Annotated in this window: 9 protein-coding genes and 1 pseudogene; 3 read left to right on the forward strand and 7 right to left on the reverse strand. The window is 58.8% G+C overall.

Annotated elements, in window-relative coordinates; translation table 11 throughout:
- Window positions 1–118: 118 nt before the first annotated feature.
- Window positions 119–2032: a lipase family protein gene (locus tag ABIB48_RS04225; RefSeq protein ID WP_354212233.1), complete on the forward strand. Its 1914-nt coding sequence runs from the start codon at window positions 119–121 to the stop codon at window positions 2030–2032.
- A gap of 126 nt (window positions 2033–2158) precedes the next feature.
- Here the strand turns inward: ABIB48_RS04225 and ABIB48_RS04230 are convergent, their stop codons facing one another.
- Together ABIB48_RS04230 and ABIB48_RS04235 are read right to left on the reverse strand one after the other, a co-directional pair.
- Window positions 2159–3967, reverse strand: a complete 1809-nt coding sequence (locus tag ABIB48_RS04230) for a plasmid pRiA4b ORF-3 family protein (protein WP_354212234.1) — start codon at window positions 3965–3967, stop codon at window positions 2159–2161.
- A 335-nt stretch (window positions 3968–4302) separates the two neighbouring features.
- On the reverse strand, window positions 4303–5151 hold the full coding sequence (locus ABIB48_RS04235) for a Fic family protein (RefSeq protein ID WP_315913993.1): 849 nt from the start codon (window positions 5149–5151) through the stop codon (window positions 4303–4305).
- 418 nt (window positions 5152–5569) lie between these two features.
- Between ABIB48_RS04235 and ABIB48_RS04240 the strand changes: the two genes are divergently transcribed.
- Window positions 5570–8758 carry a type I restriction endonuclease subunit R gene (locus tag ABIB48_RS04240; protein ID WP_354212235.1) on the forward strand — a complete coding sequence of 1063 codons (3189 nt, stop codon included), beginning with the start codon at window positions 5570–5572 and terminating at the stop codon, window positions 8756–8758.
- A gap of 181 nt (window positions 8759–8939) precedes the next feature.
- Here the strand turns inward: ABIB48_RS04240 and ABIB48_RS04245 are convergent, their stop codons facing one another.
- Window positions 8940–9125: a hypothetical protein gene (locus ABIB48_RS04245; protein WP_354212236.1), complete on the reverse strand. Its 186-nt coding sequence runs from the start codon at window positions 9123–9125 to the stop codon at window positions 8940–8942.
- A 247-nt stretch (window positions 9126–9372) separates the two neighbouring features.
- On the opposite strand from ABIB48_RS04245, the gene ABIB48_RS04250 reads away from it, so the two are divergent.
- Complete coding sequence (locus ABIB48_RS04250) at window positions 9373–11091, forward strand: L-lactate permease (RefSeq protein WP_354212237.1); 1719 nt, start codon at window positions 9373–9375, stop codon at window positions 11089–11091.
- A 116-nt stretch (window positions 11092–11207) separates the two neighbouring features.
- On the opposite strand, the gene ABIB48_RS04255 is transcribed toward ABIB48_RS04250, so the two are convergent.
- The 4 genes and pseudogenes from ABIB48_RS04255 to ABIB48_RS04270 form a co-directional block, all read right to left on the reverse strand.
- Entirely contained in the window at window positions 11208–12881 is a 1674-nt protein-coding gene (locus ABIB48_RS04255) for a ribonuclease J (protein ID WP_354212238.1), read from the reverse strand.
- Window positions 12882–13187: 306 nt separating this feature from the next.
- On the reverse strand, window positions 13188–13688 hold the full coding sequence (locus ABIB48_RS04260; protein WP_110105107.1) for a GNAT family N-acetyltransferase: 501 nt from the start codon (window positions 13686–13688) through the stop codon (window positions 13188–13190).
- Between the two features lie 197 nt (window positions 13689–13885).
- Window positions 13886–14934, reverse strand: a pseudogene (locus ABIB48_RS04265) (LLM class flavin-dependent oxidoreductase).
- Between the two features lie 88 nt (window positions 14935–15022).
- Complete coding sequence (locus ABIB48_RS04270; RefSeq protein WP_170120891.1) at window positions 15023–15169, reverse strand: hypothetical protein; 147 nt, start codon at window positions 15167–15169, stop codon at window positions 15023–15025.
- Window positions 15170–15206: the final 37 nt, after the last annotated feature.

Here is a 15206-nt window from a genome sequence, read left to right on the forward strand (position 1 = left end):
CGAGCCCGTCATAATACGGGCGGGAACTTAGTCCCGAAATTGGGCGGGTAGTCTGATCTTTAAGTACCGAAGCATCCAACGTTGGGTGCGCAAATTAGCGCCACGATGGGGGCTCGTCTTGACTGAAAAAACTGTTCTACTTTTCTTGCACGGTGTGGGGGACGGAGACCCGGAGGGCCAATGGAGGGCAGCGCTTGATGAGGCCCTGACACTCTCCGGGTATCCGGGCCTCGACGCGGTTAGCGTTATCGCCCCCAGGTTTGCGCATGCGCTCAAGGGGTTCGATGAACCTGAGCAGCTTCCCACCCGGACCGTCAAGGCGCTCAGCCGTGACGCTGCCAAGCTGAATCGCAGAGACTTCGAGCGCCGCCTTGCCGCCATTGAACACCGGATAGGACGGCAAGATCAGGAACACCTCATCAAAGCGGCTGTTGGGATCCTAGTAGCACCGGCACATGACCTAGTTGCGGACGCAGCATTAGAAACCTGGTCCTTTAAGCAAGCTGCGAACTACTTGAACAGCAAGCAAATCCGAGCCCAAGTCCTAAACCGCATCTTGGCCGCCGTGCCAGAATCCGGCAAGCTTGTCATTGTCGCCCATAGTTTGGGGTCCGTGATCGCTGCCGATCTGCTGCTGCGGCTGCCAGTGGAAGTTGAAGTCTCCGCCATGGTCACCATTGGCAGTCCTTTAGCCAGCGGGAAGTTCAAGCTCGATGATTTGCATGACGCACTGGCCGATCCGCCGTCCCATCTGTCATGGTGGGTGAACTTCAGGAATGCGTGGGATCCGGTGGCAATCAGGCGTGGCCTGTCTTCCGTATTTCCGTGGATGTTGGACCATGTGATCAACACAGGATATGACCCAAACCCAATACTCCCTCATACCGCAAGTGTTTACCTGGAACACAGCACCGTAGCGGACACCATTGGATACGCGGTCTTCGGTTCCAAGTTCAAGGAGGTTGCCTTCGTTGAAAGAGGCGTAGAAATCTCGCTCAATGAAGTTGAGAGTAAGACACTGCTGGGTTTGCGGTACTGCCATCTCATCAAGAATGAGTTGAGCGGTGATATAAGGCGCCGCTACCTTGCCGCGTTGCGATCCGTTCAGGCGCAAGCAGTGGCTGACGTCCGCACGCACAACGCAGCCATCAAGAGGCCCCTCCCATCACAAATAGCACGGCTCGACTTTGACTATTCCGACAGCACTTCACTGCTGCCGGAACCGACGTTCAACCGCTCGGGAACATCAAAAGAGGAGGCCGTGACACTGCTGACGGCCGTTGCTGTGACAAACGTTATTGCTCCTTTCGAAATCACAATTTCAAAGGACATAGAACGGGCGGCCCTGGAAGGACTGGCCTCGGAGATGGGACTAAAACGGCAGTTCGGTTCCGATGTGCTAGAAGCCGGCAAACGTGCCCAAGGCATCCTGCGAGACAGTCAAAATCTGCAATGGGTCAAGGTCGGGGCATTGGTGGCCGGTACAGCGGCATTGGTTGTGGGAACGGGCGGGCTTGCCTTGGCAGCCGCCCCAGGTCTTGCAGGTGCAGCTGTTATCACAAGCGCTTTGGCCAGCTTCGGTCCCGGCGGGATGATTGGCGGGCTGATAACAGCTGGAGCCTTGGTGGGTGGCGGCGGGCTATTGGTCGGTTCCGGAGGCGGAACCATGGTGACCGGCCTTGCAGGGGACGAGACCAGCGTCGATCAATTTGAAGGATTTCTTGCCCTGCAAATGGCCGCTGTAACACTGCGGCAGCAACACAAGATCGACAGCAATCCCTCCGTGTGGCAGTTGCTGACCGAGATTGAAACCAAGGTTAGCCGGCAGCATGAGCGCCTTGATGAAATCTCTGACCCAAAGGCCCCGTCTGTTGCAGCACTTGCCAAGAAACGCATCTTAGTGAAACGGGCGCTCACATACATGAGTGACAACGGCTTGGAACCAGGTGTTCCTGAGATGGCTGAACCGGACGGCAACCCCAGTGATAGGCGCGGGGCAAGGTTCGTCCCGCAGTTCCAGCGCACCAAGTAAAATTCCCCGTCTCCAAACTTCCTCCAAGTTCACTTTGAACTTGGAGGAAGCTTGGAGAAACAACTTTGCTTCCATGAGCGGCAGGCAAGTTGCGGCTGAAAGGCGAGCGCCGTCGTCGTACTTTCCTCAGAACAACTCGGAAAGAATCTCGTCCACGCCATCCTCATCAAAGCTCTTGGGGTCAAACGCTTCACCCTCTTCAATCCCGAGCCAGTCACGGTATTCCTGATATTCCGGGTGGGTGGGCTGGGTCATGATGGCGACGATGTTTTCCCAGCCCCACACACCGCCGCTGTCCTCAGCCGGTCCGGCACCCCGTCCGCCAGTACAGCGTGCGGCGGGACCGCCGCGGTACTCCAACACGTTCTCCACGGCGATGGAGTGCTCCCAGTTGTCACCAAAATCGTAGGTATAGCCAATCTTGTCCTTTTCCTGCGACAAGATCTGGCCCACTTTTATGCTGGCTTCATCGATGGGCATCTGGTCCCCAAAATCAAAGTCATCACCAACCGGGCCGTACGCCGTACCGTTGTAACCGCCCACACGGAACTCATGCAGGTGGCAGTTCATCCAGCCAAACGCCCGCTGAATGATGTGGTGTAGCTGCGCCAAATTCAAGTCGTTGCGCACCAGTAGGCGCCGCCACACGGGCGGCTTGGAATCCTTGAGCATGATCTTGACTTGCAGGAGCCGAGTCTGCGGGCTCGCCTTGGGCGCAGGCCCGCCGATGGCATCGATACCGGCCAAGCCCTCCCATTCATCGTCCCCCTCCGGCCTGTTCTTTGCGTATTCGAGCAAGGAGGGGATGAATGGCACTAGTGGCGGCAGGACCTGGATGACAGGTTCCAGGGTGAGCAGCCCCAGGCGGGCCATTTCATGCGTCCGTTCCGTCACGATGTCAATGATGGGATCCACGGCTTTTAGTCCAATGTTTGCCACCAACTCGGGGATGTAACCCATGGTGAATCCCCCTGGATGGCAGATGTCCAGTAACAGGATGGATTGGACCAAAGCGACATCTTGGAAGAGCATGCTCCAGTGACTCTCACCATGAACAGAGATTTCCAGGAACTTGCTCACAAAACTGCGCAGAATGCCCAGCCGCCCCGGATGCCCTGTTTCCAGCAGTTCCTCCGCGAATGCAGTGGGGCGGACCCTTGTGGGGCCGACCTGGACCAGGTGGCACGCCTCCAGCGTCACCCAGAACTTCATGAGCTCGTCCAGGCCGTTCATGGACAGGACGGCGTAGACCTCGGCATCGGGCTGGTTCGGATCGCGGCTGGGCTTTTCCCATCTCTGATCGCGGAGCGGCCTGCCTCCCCTGGCACGAAGGCCTATGGCAGATGCTGCGCCCTCAATTTCCTTCAGGCGCAGCAGGCCCGTGGAAGTCACTTCCCTGCCCTTGCCTAGCCAGTGCAAGAAATTTTCCAGATAGTGCACCAGCTCTGTGCCTTCGTAGAACGCCAACTCATCGTTTGCGGTCAGCTGGGGCACTTCAAGCTGGGCGCCGGCGTTTTCCTCGCTCACGTGGAACAGGGAATGCACCGCGTCATATTCTGCCTCCGTACCCGTCCACATACCTGCGCGTTCTAGGAATTCGACATACAGGTGAACGGCTTCAAAGACGAACATAACAGCGTTGTCGGACCCGGTGCTGGCGTTGTCGTAAGCCGCGTATACCTTCCCCAGTACGGTCCCGAACGGTTCCGCATCAAATGCTGTGGCCACGGATGACGGCACCAGCTCAAAATATGCTGCCGCCACGTCCTTCACCGGGTTCAGGTATTCCATGGCAGCATCTGCCGGCATCCCGTGAGAGTCCTGGCACCATTGAACAAACGCAGGTACCACGGCGTCCACGGCCCGGCTTGCCCGAAGCTCGCCAACCGACGTCATTTTCGAATCTTTTGCCGAGCGATCGGTCTTCTTAGCCATGGGATTCCTTCGTGTGCCGAGCGGGCGGGGTCTCGAACACACAGTCTATCCGCGACGGCTGCGTAGCCAGCCGCTCGGCAGAGATGTAAAGAAGGGGGCAAAAGGTTTAAACGTTAGCGAGACATGTAAAGCAGGTTGCAACGTTTATCCACAGCCCTGAAGTAGCGTTCATACCCTCAGGCGAAGTCGTCTTTGAGGATGCTCGGCAGGAAGCCAAGCTCATCCAGCTGCCGAATGATGAATGGCGTAATCGGACCGGGCGCCAAGACAAGTTGGTAGCTGCGCTTGCCCTCGGCAACGGGCTGAATCAGTTTCCTGTCAACAAGCTTGCGAGTTTACTGGCTTCGACTCGAAAACGACCCTGGCAGTGCGATCTCCAGATCCGCGGCCTTAACTTCAGTCAGCCGCGCCACAACATCGAGAGCAGCCGACTCGCGCGCAGAAAATGCACCGGCATCAACCACGCGCTTTATGGCTGGCCGCAACAAGCCGTCCAACACAAAGGTACTGTCGCTGAGCTTATTGAGCTTTTGCATGTCGTTGAGCATGCCGTTCAAGAGGTATTCGCACCACCGGATAATGCCATCCGGAGTAAGTGAATCTGCTTCCTCCAACATGCTGTAATACCGCGACCTGTCCGATCCAAAAACCGATGTCGGGTTGACTGCCCGGTACATCCCGGAATCGCTGAATCCTTGGGAAAGGATAATCGCGTAGGTAAATAGGCGACAGACGCGACCATTTCCGTTTCCGTTTCCGTTTCCAAAGGGATGTATCCAGACGAACCGGTGGTGCGTGATGGCCACTTTCAGAAGGTCGAAGTTCTGCTCCACGGGCCTATTCACAAAGTCCAAAAGCTCAGTCATGTCCCCTTGAACAGACACAGGCGGCGATGGAACGTGGGCTGAACCACCGATCATGACCTCACCGGTTCTGTAAGAACCGGGAGTCTTATCCCCTTCCCGATTCAATCCACTAACCGCAATCTTGTGAAGCTCCCTCACCAGAGCATGCGTTATGGGCGTACCTGGCTTCACAACCCTGTCAACAAAAGCCGCAGCATCCTGCAAATTGATGATCTCTTGGACGCCCTCGGAAGGAGTACAGTCGCCCCCAATTGACCTTGTAGCGCCTTCAACAGCGTCGACGATGGATGTCCGGTTGCCCTCGATGCGTGCGCTCATGATGCTGGACATCAGCTGGAACAAAGACTTCAGCTGCAAAAAATTAGCGGGCGGGCGTTTCCTGTGCTCAAATCTCCTCTCAACCGCTCAAGGTCGATGATCGTGCCAGCCAAGGGCGGACTGAAGGAGAGCTCAGGAAACTCAATGCTCGGCATGCCAAGAATTTAGCATCAACAAAACAACAACTTAGGGAAAAGGCAAAAAAATCCTTTGTTTTCAGTGTTTTTTGCGATCAAATTTCGTCAACAATTAACTTCAAGAGAAGAAAGAACTAAGTTTCTTCTCATCTGCAACTGCATCGAACTCAAAGATGGCACGGCCCAAAAGCCTTGATAACCCCACATACCGGACAAAAAAACATCGCGATGACGCTCAGCTGATAGCGTCATTGAAGATGACAACCACTGGGGAGAATACGATGACATTGGCAGCCACGGGCTTTTCCGAAGCCGACTGGGAAGGCCTCGCGCTGGAGCAACTCGCCGAGCCTCTCGGCTGGCTCCCAAAGCACGGCGAGGACATTGCCCCAGGCAAGGACGAACGTGAGTCTTGGTCTGAGCTGTTGATCCGTCCACGCCTGCTCGCTGCGCTGCAAAAGTTCAACCCCACCGTTCCGCTGCAGTACGTGAAGCAGGCACTGGCGGAGATCATCGCACCCAAATCCAACGATGCCATTACCGAAAATCAGCGCATCCACGGCTATCTGGTCAACGGCTACAGGCTCAGCTACATCGATGCGGACGGCAGCGACGTCAACGCCACTATCCATCTCCTCAGTGCCGACCCAGACCAAAATGACTGGCTCGCCGTCAGCCAAGTGACCTTGGTGGCAGGCGACTACAAGCGCCGCTTCGATCTGGTGCTGTACTGCAACGGCATGCCCGTCAGCGTCATCGAGTTGAAGAAGGCCGGTAGTGCACACGCCAACCTCACCGGCGCGCACGCCCAGCTGCAAACATACCTGCGCGAATTCCCCATGGCCTTCCGCTTCTGCGTCTTTACCCTCGCCAGCGATGGTATCCAGGCCAAATACGGCACCCCTTTCACACCCTTCAATCACTTCTCCCCATGGAACGTGAATGACGACGGCGTCCCTGTTCCCCCGGGATTGATGATTGAGGGGGAGGCCGTCACTGAAATGGAGACGGCCCTACAGGGGCTCTACAACCAAGACAGATTCCTGCAACTGCTCAATGACTTCACCGCTTTTGATGAGAACGCAGACGGCTTGAGTAAGCGCATTGCCAAGCCACACCAGTACTTCGCCGTCACCAAAGCTGTGGGAAGCACGGTCCAGGCGGTCGAATCCAATGGAAAGGCCGGCGTCGTCTGGCACACCCAGGGTTCGGGCAAGTCTATGGAAATGGAGCTCTATACCAACCGCGTGATCCGCCACCCACGGCTGAAGAACCCCACGGTGGTTGTCATCACCGACCGAAATGAGCTGGACGGTCAGCTGTATGAGACGTTCCTGCAGAGCCAGCTGCTGCCGGAAAAGCCACAGAAGATCCGGCGCCGGAGCGAGCTGCGCGAGGAACTGAGCAACCGCACCACCGGTGGCATCTACTTCACCACGCTGCAGAAATTTGGTCGCAGCCAGGCCGAAAAGGAAGCCGGAACAGAGCATCCCTTGCTCAGCGATCGCCGGAACGTCATCGTGGTGGTCGATGAGGCGCACCGCAGCCACTACGACGATTTGGACGGGTACGCCCGGCACCTGCGCGATGCGCTTCCCCACGCCACGCTGATCGCCTTCACGGGCACACCCATCTCCTTCGAAGACCGCAACACCCGCGATGTTTTTGGTGATTACATCGACATTTACGATCTCACCCGGGCCGTGGATGACGGCGCCACCGTTCCTGTCTATTTCGAGCCTCGCCTGATCAAGGTGGGCCTGGCCGGTTCCATTACTGAAGAACAGCTGGATTCCGCGGCCGACGACGCCACGGTGGGTCTGGACATCACCGAACGCGCCCGCATCGAGGCGAGCGTGGCCGTGGTCAACGCCGTTTATGGCGCCCCAGAACGCATTGCCGCGCTGGCTGCAGACCTGGTGGAACACTGGGAAGGCCGCCGATCCGTGATGAAAAAGTTCATCTCGGTACCGGGAAAAGCGATGATCGTGGGCGGCACCCGCGAGATTTGCGCGAGGCTCTACACAGCCATTGTTGAGCTGCGCCCGGATTGGCACTCCAATGAACTGAGCGCCGGCAAAATCAAGGTGGTCTACTCCGGGGATGCAACAGACACAGCGCCGGTGTCCAACCACGTTCGCCGCGATTCGCTCAACGCCATCGTCAAGGCCAGGCTCAAGGACGCGGATGACGAGCTGGAGTTGGTGATTGTCAAGGATATGATGCTCACAGGCTTTGATGCGCCGCCTCTGCACACCCTCTACCTGGACCGCCCACTCAAGGGGGCGTTGCTCATGCAGACCCTTGCCCGTGTGAACCGCACGTTCCGGGGCAAGGAAGACGGGCTGTTGGTGGCGTACGCCCCGCTCGCCGAGAACCTGGCCAAGGCGCTGGGCGAATACACGCAGTCCGATCAGGCCAACAAGCCTGTGGGAAAGAACATCGACGAGGCCATCGCGTTGACTGTGACAGTGATGGGGACCCTGCGCCAGCTGCTGGCCGGTTACAACTGGAAAACGGTCCTGAACAAGGGCGGCCCCAAGGCCTGGATCAATGCCGCAACCGGAGCCACCTCATACCTACGCGATGCGGCAACACCGGGGAACGCGCCGTCGGAGGATGAAACCTTGGCGTCAAAGTACCGGCGCTATAGTGGGCAGCTCTCGCGGGCCTGGGCGCTGTGTTCCGGCGCAGTGAATCTGGCGGAGCTCAAACCTGAAGTCCAGATGTACGAGGAAATTCGCGTCTGGATGGCAAAGTTTGACGCCGCAGACCGTCAGGCATCCGGCGAACCTATCCCGGAAGAGATTCAGCGGCTTCTGGGTGAGCTGATTGCCGGTGCCACCCAATCTGGCGAAGTCCTGGACATCTACTCGGCGGCTGGCATGCCCAAGCCCTCACTTGATGATCTGACGCCAGAATTCATCGCCAAGACCAAGGCGGCACGAAACCCGCAGCTGGCCATTGAGGCCCTGCGCAAGCTCGTAGCTGAGGAATCGGTAGCCACCACGCGCAACAACATTGTGCGTCAGCGGGCGTTTTCAGAGCGCATCACCGAGCTGATGCGCAAGTACACGAATCAACAGCTCACCTCCGCTGAAGTGATTGCCGAGCTGGTGGAGTTGGCCAAGGAAGTGGCTGCTGAAGCCAACCGCGGACAGCACTTCACGCCCGCACTGAACTCTGATGAGCTGGCGTTTTACGACGCCGTCGCCTCTAACGAATCCGCCGTGGAAATCCAGGGTGAGGGCAAGCTGGCCGAAATTGCACGGCAGCTGGTAACCGTCATGCAACGCGATATTCGTACCGACTGGACGGTCCGCGATGATGTTCGGGCGAAACTGCGCTCATCCATCAAACGGCTCTTGGTGATCAACGGGTATCCGCCGGACAGCCAGCCTGCGGCGATCAAGCTGGTCATGGAACAGATGGAGTCCATGGCGCCTCGGTTTGCGGAAGCGCGGGGATGACCGGGCTCGTCCACGCACCGGTGAGTATTGCTGAGCTGTGATCCACAGGGTTTAACGGCTTCACGCGCGGTTTGTGAATGAATACTGTCAGTGCCATGATCGCCACACCCAGCAGCGCTGTGCAGACGCCGGGAGGCAAGTGCCGCCGTCGTACTTGCGGAAAAAGCCGGGCCCAGACGGCTTAGAACCTGTCGGCAAGCTGGCCGTTCAGCCCGAGCCAGCCCCGATAATCCGTATATTCCCCATGGGAGGGACCAGTGATGGCCTCCAGAGCGCGGGTGGCCCGCAGCTCACCGCCAGAGATCACTTGATGATGCGCTGCACCTTGCCGGTTCACCTCGTTTTCTTGGCCATGGGTAACCTTCACCCTTGAGATCACCCCTTATGCCCTTAGCGCGCGACACGTCATAGCCGTTAATGAGGAGGAACATCCAACGTCCGGAATCCAACCACAGCGGCACTGGCAGGACTTTGGGGCACCTCTGTGATTCTGCTCACCGGTAGTGATGATCTAGGCTATAATTTCGTGGTCGGACCATAGTGGTCTGACCACGGTTGCCTCACAAAGGGACCACTAAGAACCTTCCCCGCCCCACTCCAAGCGAAGGACCCCCGTGGATACATTCACACCTACAACAGATCCACTGGTCGGCAGCATCGCGCTTTCGGCCATCGTCGCCCTCCTGCCCCTAGTGACATTCTTCATCATGCTGGCAGTAGTCAAGGCCAAGGCCCACGTCTCCGGCCTAACCTCCTTAGCGGTAGCGATCCTTGTGGCCATCTTCGTCTTTAAGATGCCCGTGGGCATGACATTGATGTCCGGCGTGATGGGTGCCGTATTCGGCGCGTTCCCCGTTGTCTGGATCGTCATCATGGCTATCTGGCTGTACCAAATCACCGTGGTTTCAGGACGCTTCGAGGATCTGCGCCGAGTCTTTGACGTGATCGGCGGCGGGGATGTGCGTATCCAATCGATTCTCATCGCCTTCTGTTTCGGTGGCCTGCTTGAGGCACTGGCCGGATTCGGAGCCCCCGTGGCCATCACAGCCACGATGCTGCTGGCCCTGGGGATGTCTCCGCTGCGCGCTGCGGCCGCAGTCCTGGTTGCCAACACCGCCCCGGTGGCCTTCGGCGCGGTAGCCATCCCAATCACCACCGCGGCCTCGCTGACAGGATTGGACGCCAACCACATCGGCGCCATCGTGGGACACCAGGCACCGATCCTTGCCCTCTTTGTTCCGACGCTGCTGTTGTTCATCATTGATGGCAAACGCGGTGTCAAGGAAGTCTGGCCGGCAGCGTTGGTCATCGGCGCCACGTTCGCTGTGACTCAGTTCTTGTGCGCTACCTATTTCTCCTACGAATTGACGGATATTGTTGCCTCGCTGGCTGGCCTTGGCGCAGCCGTCATTTTCCTGCGTTTCTGGTCCTCCAAGGGCCGCGAAGCAGCACGTGAACGCATCATGGTGGGCGGAACTAACGGGACTACCGGGGGAAGCGCCGGCATTACCACAACGTACGACGAGTCCAACCGCAAGCTACTGCCGGGCCCAACGTTCCTGGCCTTGTTCCCCTACTTGCTTGTGATCATCATCTTCGGCATCGCCAAGCTTTGGACAATTGGAGTCAGTGTTCCTGCCGTCCTTGGATCCACCGACGTCAAGGTTCAATGGCCACTACTCTATGGCCACATCCTGGATGCCGGAGGGAACCCCGTCACCTCAACCGTCTATAACTTCCAGTGGCTCTCGAACCCCGGCACCCTACTGCTGTTCACAGGTCTGATTGTTGCCGTGGTCTATTCAATCTTTGACGGTGGCGGCAAATACAAGATCAAGGTTTCCCGGGCTGTCGCCGAAATCTGGCATACCCTCTACAGAATGCGCTGGGCAGCCACCACCATCTTGTCCGTGCTCGCATTGGCCTATGTCATGAACCTCTCCGGCCAGACCATCACCATCGGGACCTGGCTAGCCGGCACAGGAGCATTCTTTGCCTTCCTGTCACCCATTCTTGGCTGGATCGGCACCGCGGTCACCGGATCGGACACCTCGGCCAACGCCTTGTTCGCGAACCTGCAACAAACTGCCGGCATCAACGCTGGGATTGATCCGAACCTCTTGGTTGCCGCCAACACCTCCGGTGGCGTGGTGGGCAAGCTAATCTCCCCACAGAACCTTGCCATTGCCGCAACAGCGGTGGGTATGGAAGGCAAGGAGTCGGTCATCTTGAAGAAGGTTGCCGGCTGGTCGGTGGGCATGCTCCTGATCCTGTGCGTCTTGGTCTATCTGCAGTCGACACCGGTTCTGAGCTGGATGCTGCCCACACCGTAGCCCCGCCGGGCGCTTGGCGCAATCTCTAAATCGATCCGTGAGAAAAGGTCGCTTTGACAGTGTCAAAGCGACCTTTTCTCTCGGATCGATGAAGCGGCGGCATTGGCCGCGAAGGCTTACGCCTCGACGATGATGACCGTGTAAACGGGCTTGCGGCGTAGTGCGCGGTCAGACCAGCGCAGCAGACCGTTGGCCACAGCCTTCTCAGCCGCCGGTCCGGTCTTTTCGCCGCGGATCCCGGAGATGGTCTTCTCCACAATTCCGGCGGCCTTTTCAATGTCCTTGTCCGTCAGGTTGAAGCCCACGGAGAAGAACTCGGGGTCTTCTTCAATCTTGCCGGTGTCCGGGTTAACAATGAGCAGCACCGTGACGGCACCATCTTCGGCCAGACGGATGCGGTCCTGGAGTGATTCTTCAGTTGCCGCACCGGCAACCATGTTCTCCACGTAGACATAGGCAGCCGGGACGCTGCCGCTGACCTTGACCACGCCGTCCTTGAGGTCCAGCGCAGTGCCGTCTTCAATGATGAACGTGTTCTTGGGTTCAACACCGGTGCGGACCGCCAGCTCGGCGTTCGCCTTCAAGTGGCGGTACTCGCCGTGGACCGGCATGACGTTCTTGGGGCGGACCAAGTTATAGCAGTACACGAGCTCGCCAGCACTGGCGTGCCCGGAGACGTGCACCTTGGCGTTGCCCTTGTGGATAACGTTGGCGCCCTGCTTGGTGAGGTCATTGATCAGGCGGTAGATCGAGGACTCGTTGCCGGGAACCAGTGAACTGGCCAGCAGGACGGTGTCGCCCTCGGTCAGGTTGATCTGGTGGTCACCGTTGGCCATGCGGGCCAAGGCGGCCATGGGCTCTCCCTGTGAACCGGTGCAGATCAGCACGGCCTTCTTGGGGTCCATCTTTTCCAATTCCTTGGCGTCAACGAGTACGCCGCGGGGAATCTTCAGGTAGCCCAATTCGCGTGCCGTGGTCATGTTCCGGACCATGGAGCGGCCAACAAAGGCAATCTTGCGGTTGTACTTGTGCGCAGAGTCAATGATCTGCTGGATGCGGTGCACGTGGCTCGCGAAGCTGGAAACCACAACGCGGCGCGGAGCCGTGCGCATCACCTGGTCAATGGCCGGGATGAGGTCTGCTTCAGCAGCCAGGAAGCCGGGTACTTCTGCGTTGGTGGAGTCGGGCAGGAACAGATCCACGCCTTCCTCGCCCAGACGGGCAAAGCCCGCCAGGTCAGTGATGCGCTTATCCAAGGGGAACTGGTCCATCTTGAAGTCACCAGTTTCCAGCACCAGACCGGCAGGGGTGCGGATAGCAACAGCCAGTCCGTCCGGGATGGAGTGGTTGACGGCGAGGAATTCGACGTCGAACGGACCGAACTTGCGGCGGTCGCCTTCCTTAACCTGGACCATCTTGCCCTTGATGCGGTGCTCTTCAAGCTTGGTCTTCAAGAAAGCCAACGTCAGCTTGGCCGAGATGACCGGGATGTCGCTGCGGTGCTTGAGCAGGTACGGAACACCGCCAATGTGATCTTCGTGGCCGTGTGTCAGCACCAAGCCAACAACATCTTGCCAGCGGTTCTTCAAGTAAGAGAAGTCCGGCAGGATCAAGTCAACGCCGGGGTGGTGATCCTCAGGGAAGAGCACACCGCAATCAACGATCAGCAACTTTCCCGCGAATTCGAAGACGGTCATGTTGCGGCCAATCTCCCCCAATCCGCCAAGGGCTACGATGCGCATTGCACCATCAGCGAGGGCGGGCGGGGTCTGGCGTGCAGTTCTTCTCATGGGTTCCAAACTTTATTCTGTAGTGGGCGTCTGGCGGCGATGCTGCGCTGCCTTCTCGTGCGACTCGTTCGGCCAAAAGCTGTTCCGGTGTCGCTAAAATTTAGGGGGATTGCTCCACAGCCGATTTTACCACCGTGACACATGGGATGGCACCACGTGCCGCCGTCGCGCTTTAGCGTCCGACGGCGGCACCCAGGTTGGGTGCAATCAGCCCTCTCACGCTGTGGCTGGCACCCTACTGGTCACCGTGACTTTGCGGCGCGCACAGTTTGCTGCGATCCGTACCACCGGCAAAGAGATCATCACCTAATTGCTCGCGTCTTCGCCGCTTCCGGCAGAGAGGAGGCTTTTGCGCATCTTGATGCTGGTAGTTTCGTAGCCCAGCGATTCGTAGAGTCCGCGGGCCGAAGCGTTGTAGCCGAACACGTTCAATCCCAGGGTGAGGGCGCCACGTGAGCGAGCATACTCTTCCGCGAGTTGCATGGCTTCCCTGCCATACCCCTTCCCTCGGTGTGCGGAGTCAACAAGGATGTCCCACACCCACCACGCGGTCGGGTCGTCGGAGTGGTCCCGGCCAACCCAGATATAGCCCACGGCAGATCCACCCTGGTCCATCAGGGTGAATACGGCGTTGTCGAGGCCCGGGCGGCCCTCAGGGAAGGATTTGTGAAGTGAGGCTTCAGCCTGCTGACGAGCCGCTCCGGGCGCGCTTCCCGAGGAGATGAGATCGGCCACATACTCGCTGCAGCTTTGTTCCAACCACTGCGGGAAGCTGCCAGGATCCAAAAGTTCAAGACAAATTGCCATCGACCCAGCGTATGCCAATTCCGCCCCACTGCCTTGGTTCCTTAGGGGTCTGCGAGCAATCCGGTGGACGGGTCAATTCCAGCAAGGAAATCCCCAAGGTCCGCGTAGATGCGCCTGTCCGCCGGCGCAGGGGCACAGAACCAGCCACCGGACATTGACGTACGACGGCGGCACGCACCTCCTGCAGGCTGGGCACCTCAAGCCGTGGCCGGCTCCCAGCCGATCGCCGGGGCGATGTGTTCGGCAATGTTGGCCAGCATTTTTGTGTTGTAGTCGAGACCTAGCTGGTTGGGCACGGTGAGCATGACGGTGTCCGCTGCTTGAACAGCTGCATCGGCAGCCAGCTCCTCGGCGAGCACTGCGGGATCGCCAATGTAGCTCTTGCCAAAGCGTGAGAGGAAGCCGTCGATCATGCCGACCTGATCCCGGCTGTCCGCCTGGGCACGCACCCCGAAGTACGTCCTGTCGACGTCATCCACCACAGGAATGACGGAGCGGCTGATGGAGACGCGGGGCGTAAAATCATGGCCGGCACGCGCCCACTCGTCACGGAACAACTGAATCTGTTCGGCCTGCAACTGATCAAACGGCACACCGGTGTCCTCGGTCAGCAGCGTGGAGCTCATCAGGTTCATCCCCTGCGCCGCGGCCCATACGGCTGTGGCACGGGTGCCAGCGCCCCACCAGATCCGCTGGGACAGCCCCGGCGATTGCGGTTAAATGCGCAACAGCCGCTCGCCGCCCATGTGTGAGTACTCCCCAGGCTCGGCCACTCCTGCACCGGAAATTGCCTGCCGAAATAAGGCGGTGTGGCGGCGGGCCATGTCCGCAACCGTTTCGCCGTCGAGCGGGCGGTAGCCGAAGTCTGCGGCCCCATTGGCAGCGGGTTCGGGTGAGCCGCGGCTCACCCCTAGCTGCAGCCGACCCCCACTGATCAGGTCCGTGGCGGCTGCCTGTTCGGCCATGTACAGCGGGTTTTCATAACGCATGTCGATGACGCCGGTACCAATTTCGATCCGGCTGGTGCGCGCAGCAATGGCAGCCATGAGCGGGAACGGGGCAGCCTGTTGCCGGGCGAAGTGGTGCACCCGGAAGAAGGCCCCATCGATGCCCAGTTCCTCGGCGGCCACGGCCAAGTCAATGCCTGCCGCAACGCATCGGCAGCCGTGTTGGTCTGCGAGCCGCGTCCCGTTCCGTAGTGGCCAAAGGACAAAAACCCAAGGCGTTTCTTGAATGTGCTCTCCATGATCAGCACAACCGGACCCCGCACCAAACTATTCCATGCATACGCATGCAGTCAGGTGCGGGTCGGTGGCTCCTCCGTCCGTTTGCGATCAGGTGTGCTTCTTCGTGATCTTCGCAACCGGATCCTCGGATTCATTGGCAGCACCGCGGGCCTTCTTCTCTGCGCGCTTGGCCTTGATGGCGTGGCCCTTATCCAGCTTCTTGTGTTCGTGGTGGTGAGGCTGTTTGTCAGGCATGGCAAGCTCCTTCTGCATCGCGCTCATTGCGCACCGG

Source organism: Arthrobacter sp. UYCu511, assembly GCF_040547105.1.
In the GTDB taxonomy this organism is placed as follows: Bacteria; Actinomycetota; Actinomycetes; order Actinomycetales; family Micrococcaceae; genus Specibacter; species Specibacter psychrochitiniphilus.

Coding starts and splice junctions, on each gene's coding strand:
- ABIB48_RS04260 (WP_110105107.1), bottom strand. CDS start 13,688: ATGGCAATTTGTCTTGAACTTTTGGATCCTGGCAGCTTCCCGCAGTGG.
- ABIB48_RS04255 (WP_354212238.1), bottom strand. CDS start 12,881: ATGAGAAGAACTGCACGCCAGACCCCGCCCGCCCTCGCTGATGGTGCA.
- ABIB48_RS04235 (WP_315913993.1), bottom strand. CDS start 5,151: ATGAGCGCACGCATCGAGGGCAACCGGACATCCATCGTCGACGCTGTT.
- ABIB48_RS04230 (WP_354212234.1), bottom strand. CDS start 3,967: ATGGCTAAGAAGACCGATCGCTCGGCAAAAGATTCGAAAATGACGTCG.
- ABIB48_RS04270 (WP_170120891.1), bottom strand. CDS start 15,169: ATGCCTGACAAACAGCCTCACCACCACGAACACAAGAAGCTGGATAAG.
- ABIB48_RS04240 (WP_354212235.1), top strand. CDS start 5,570: ATGACATTGGCAGCCACGGGCTTTTCCGAAGCCGACTGGGAAGGCCTC.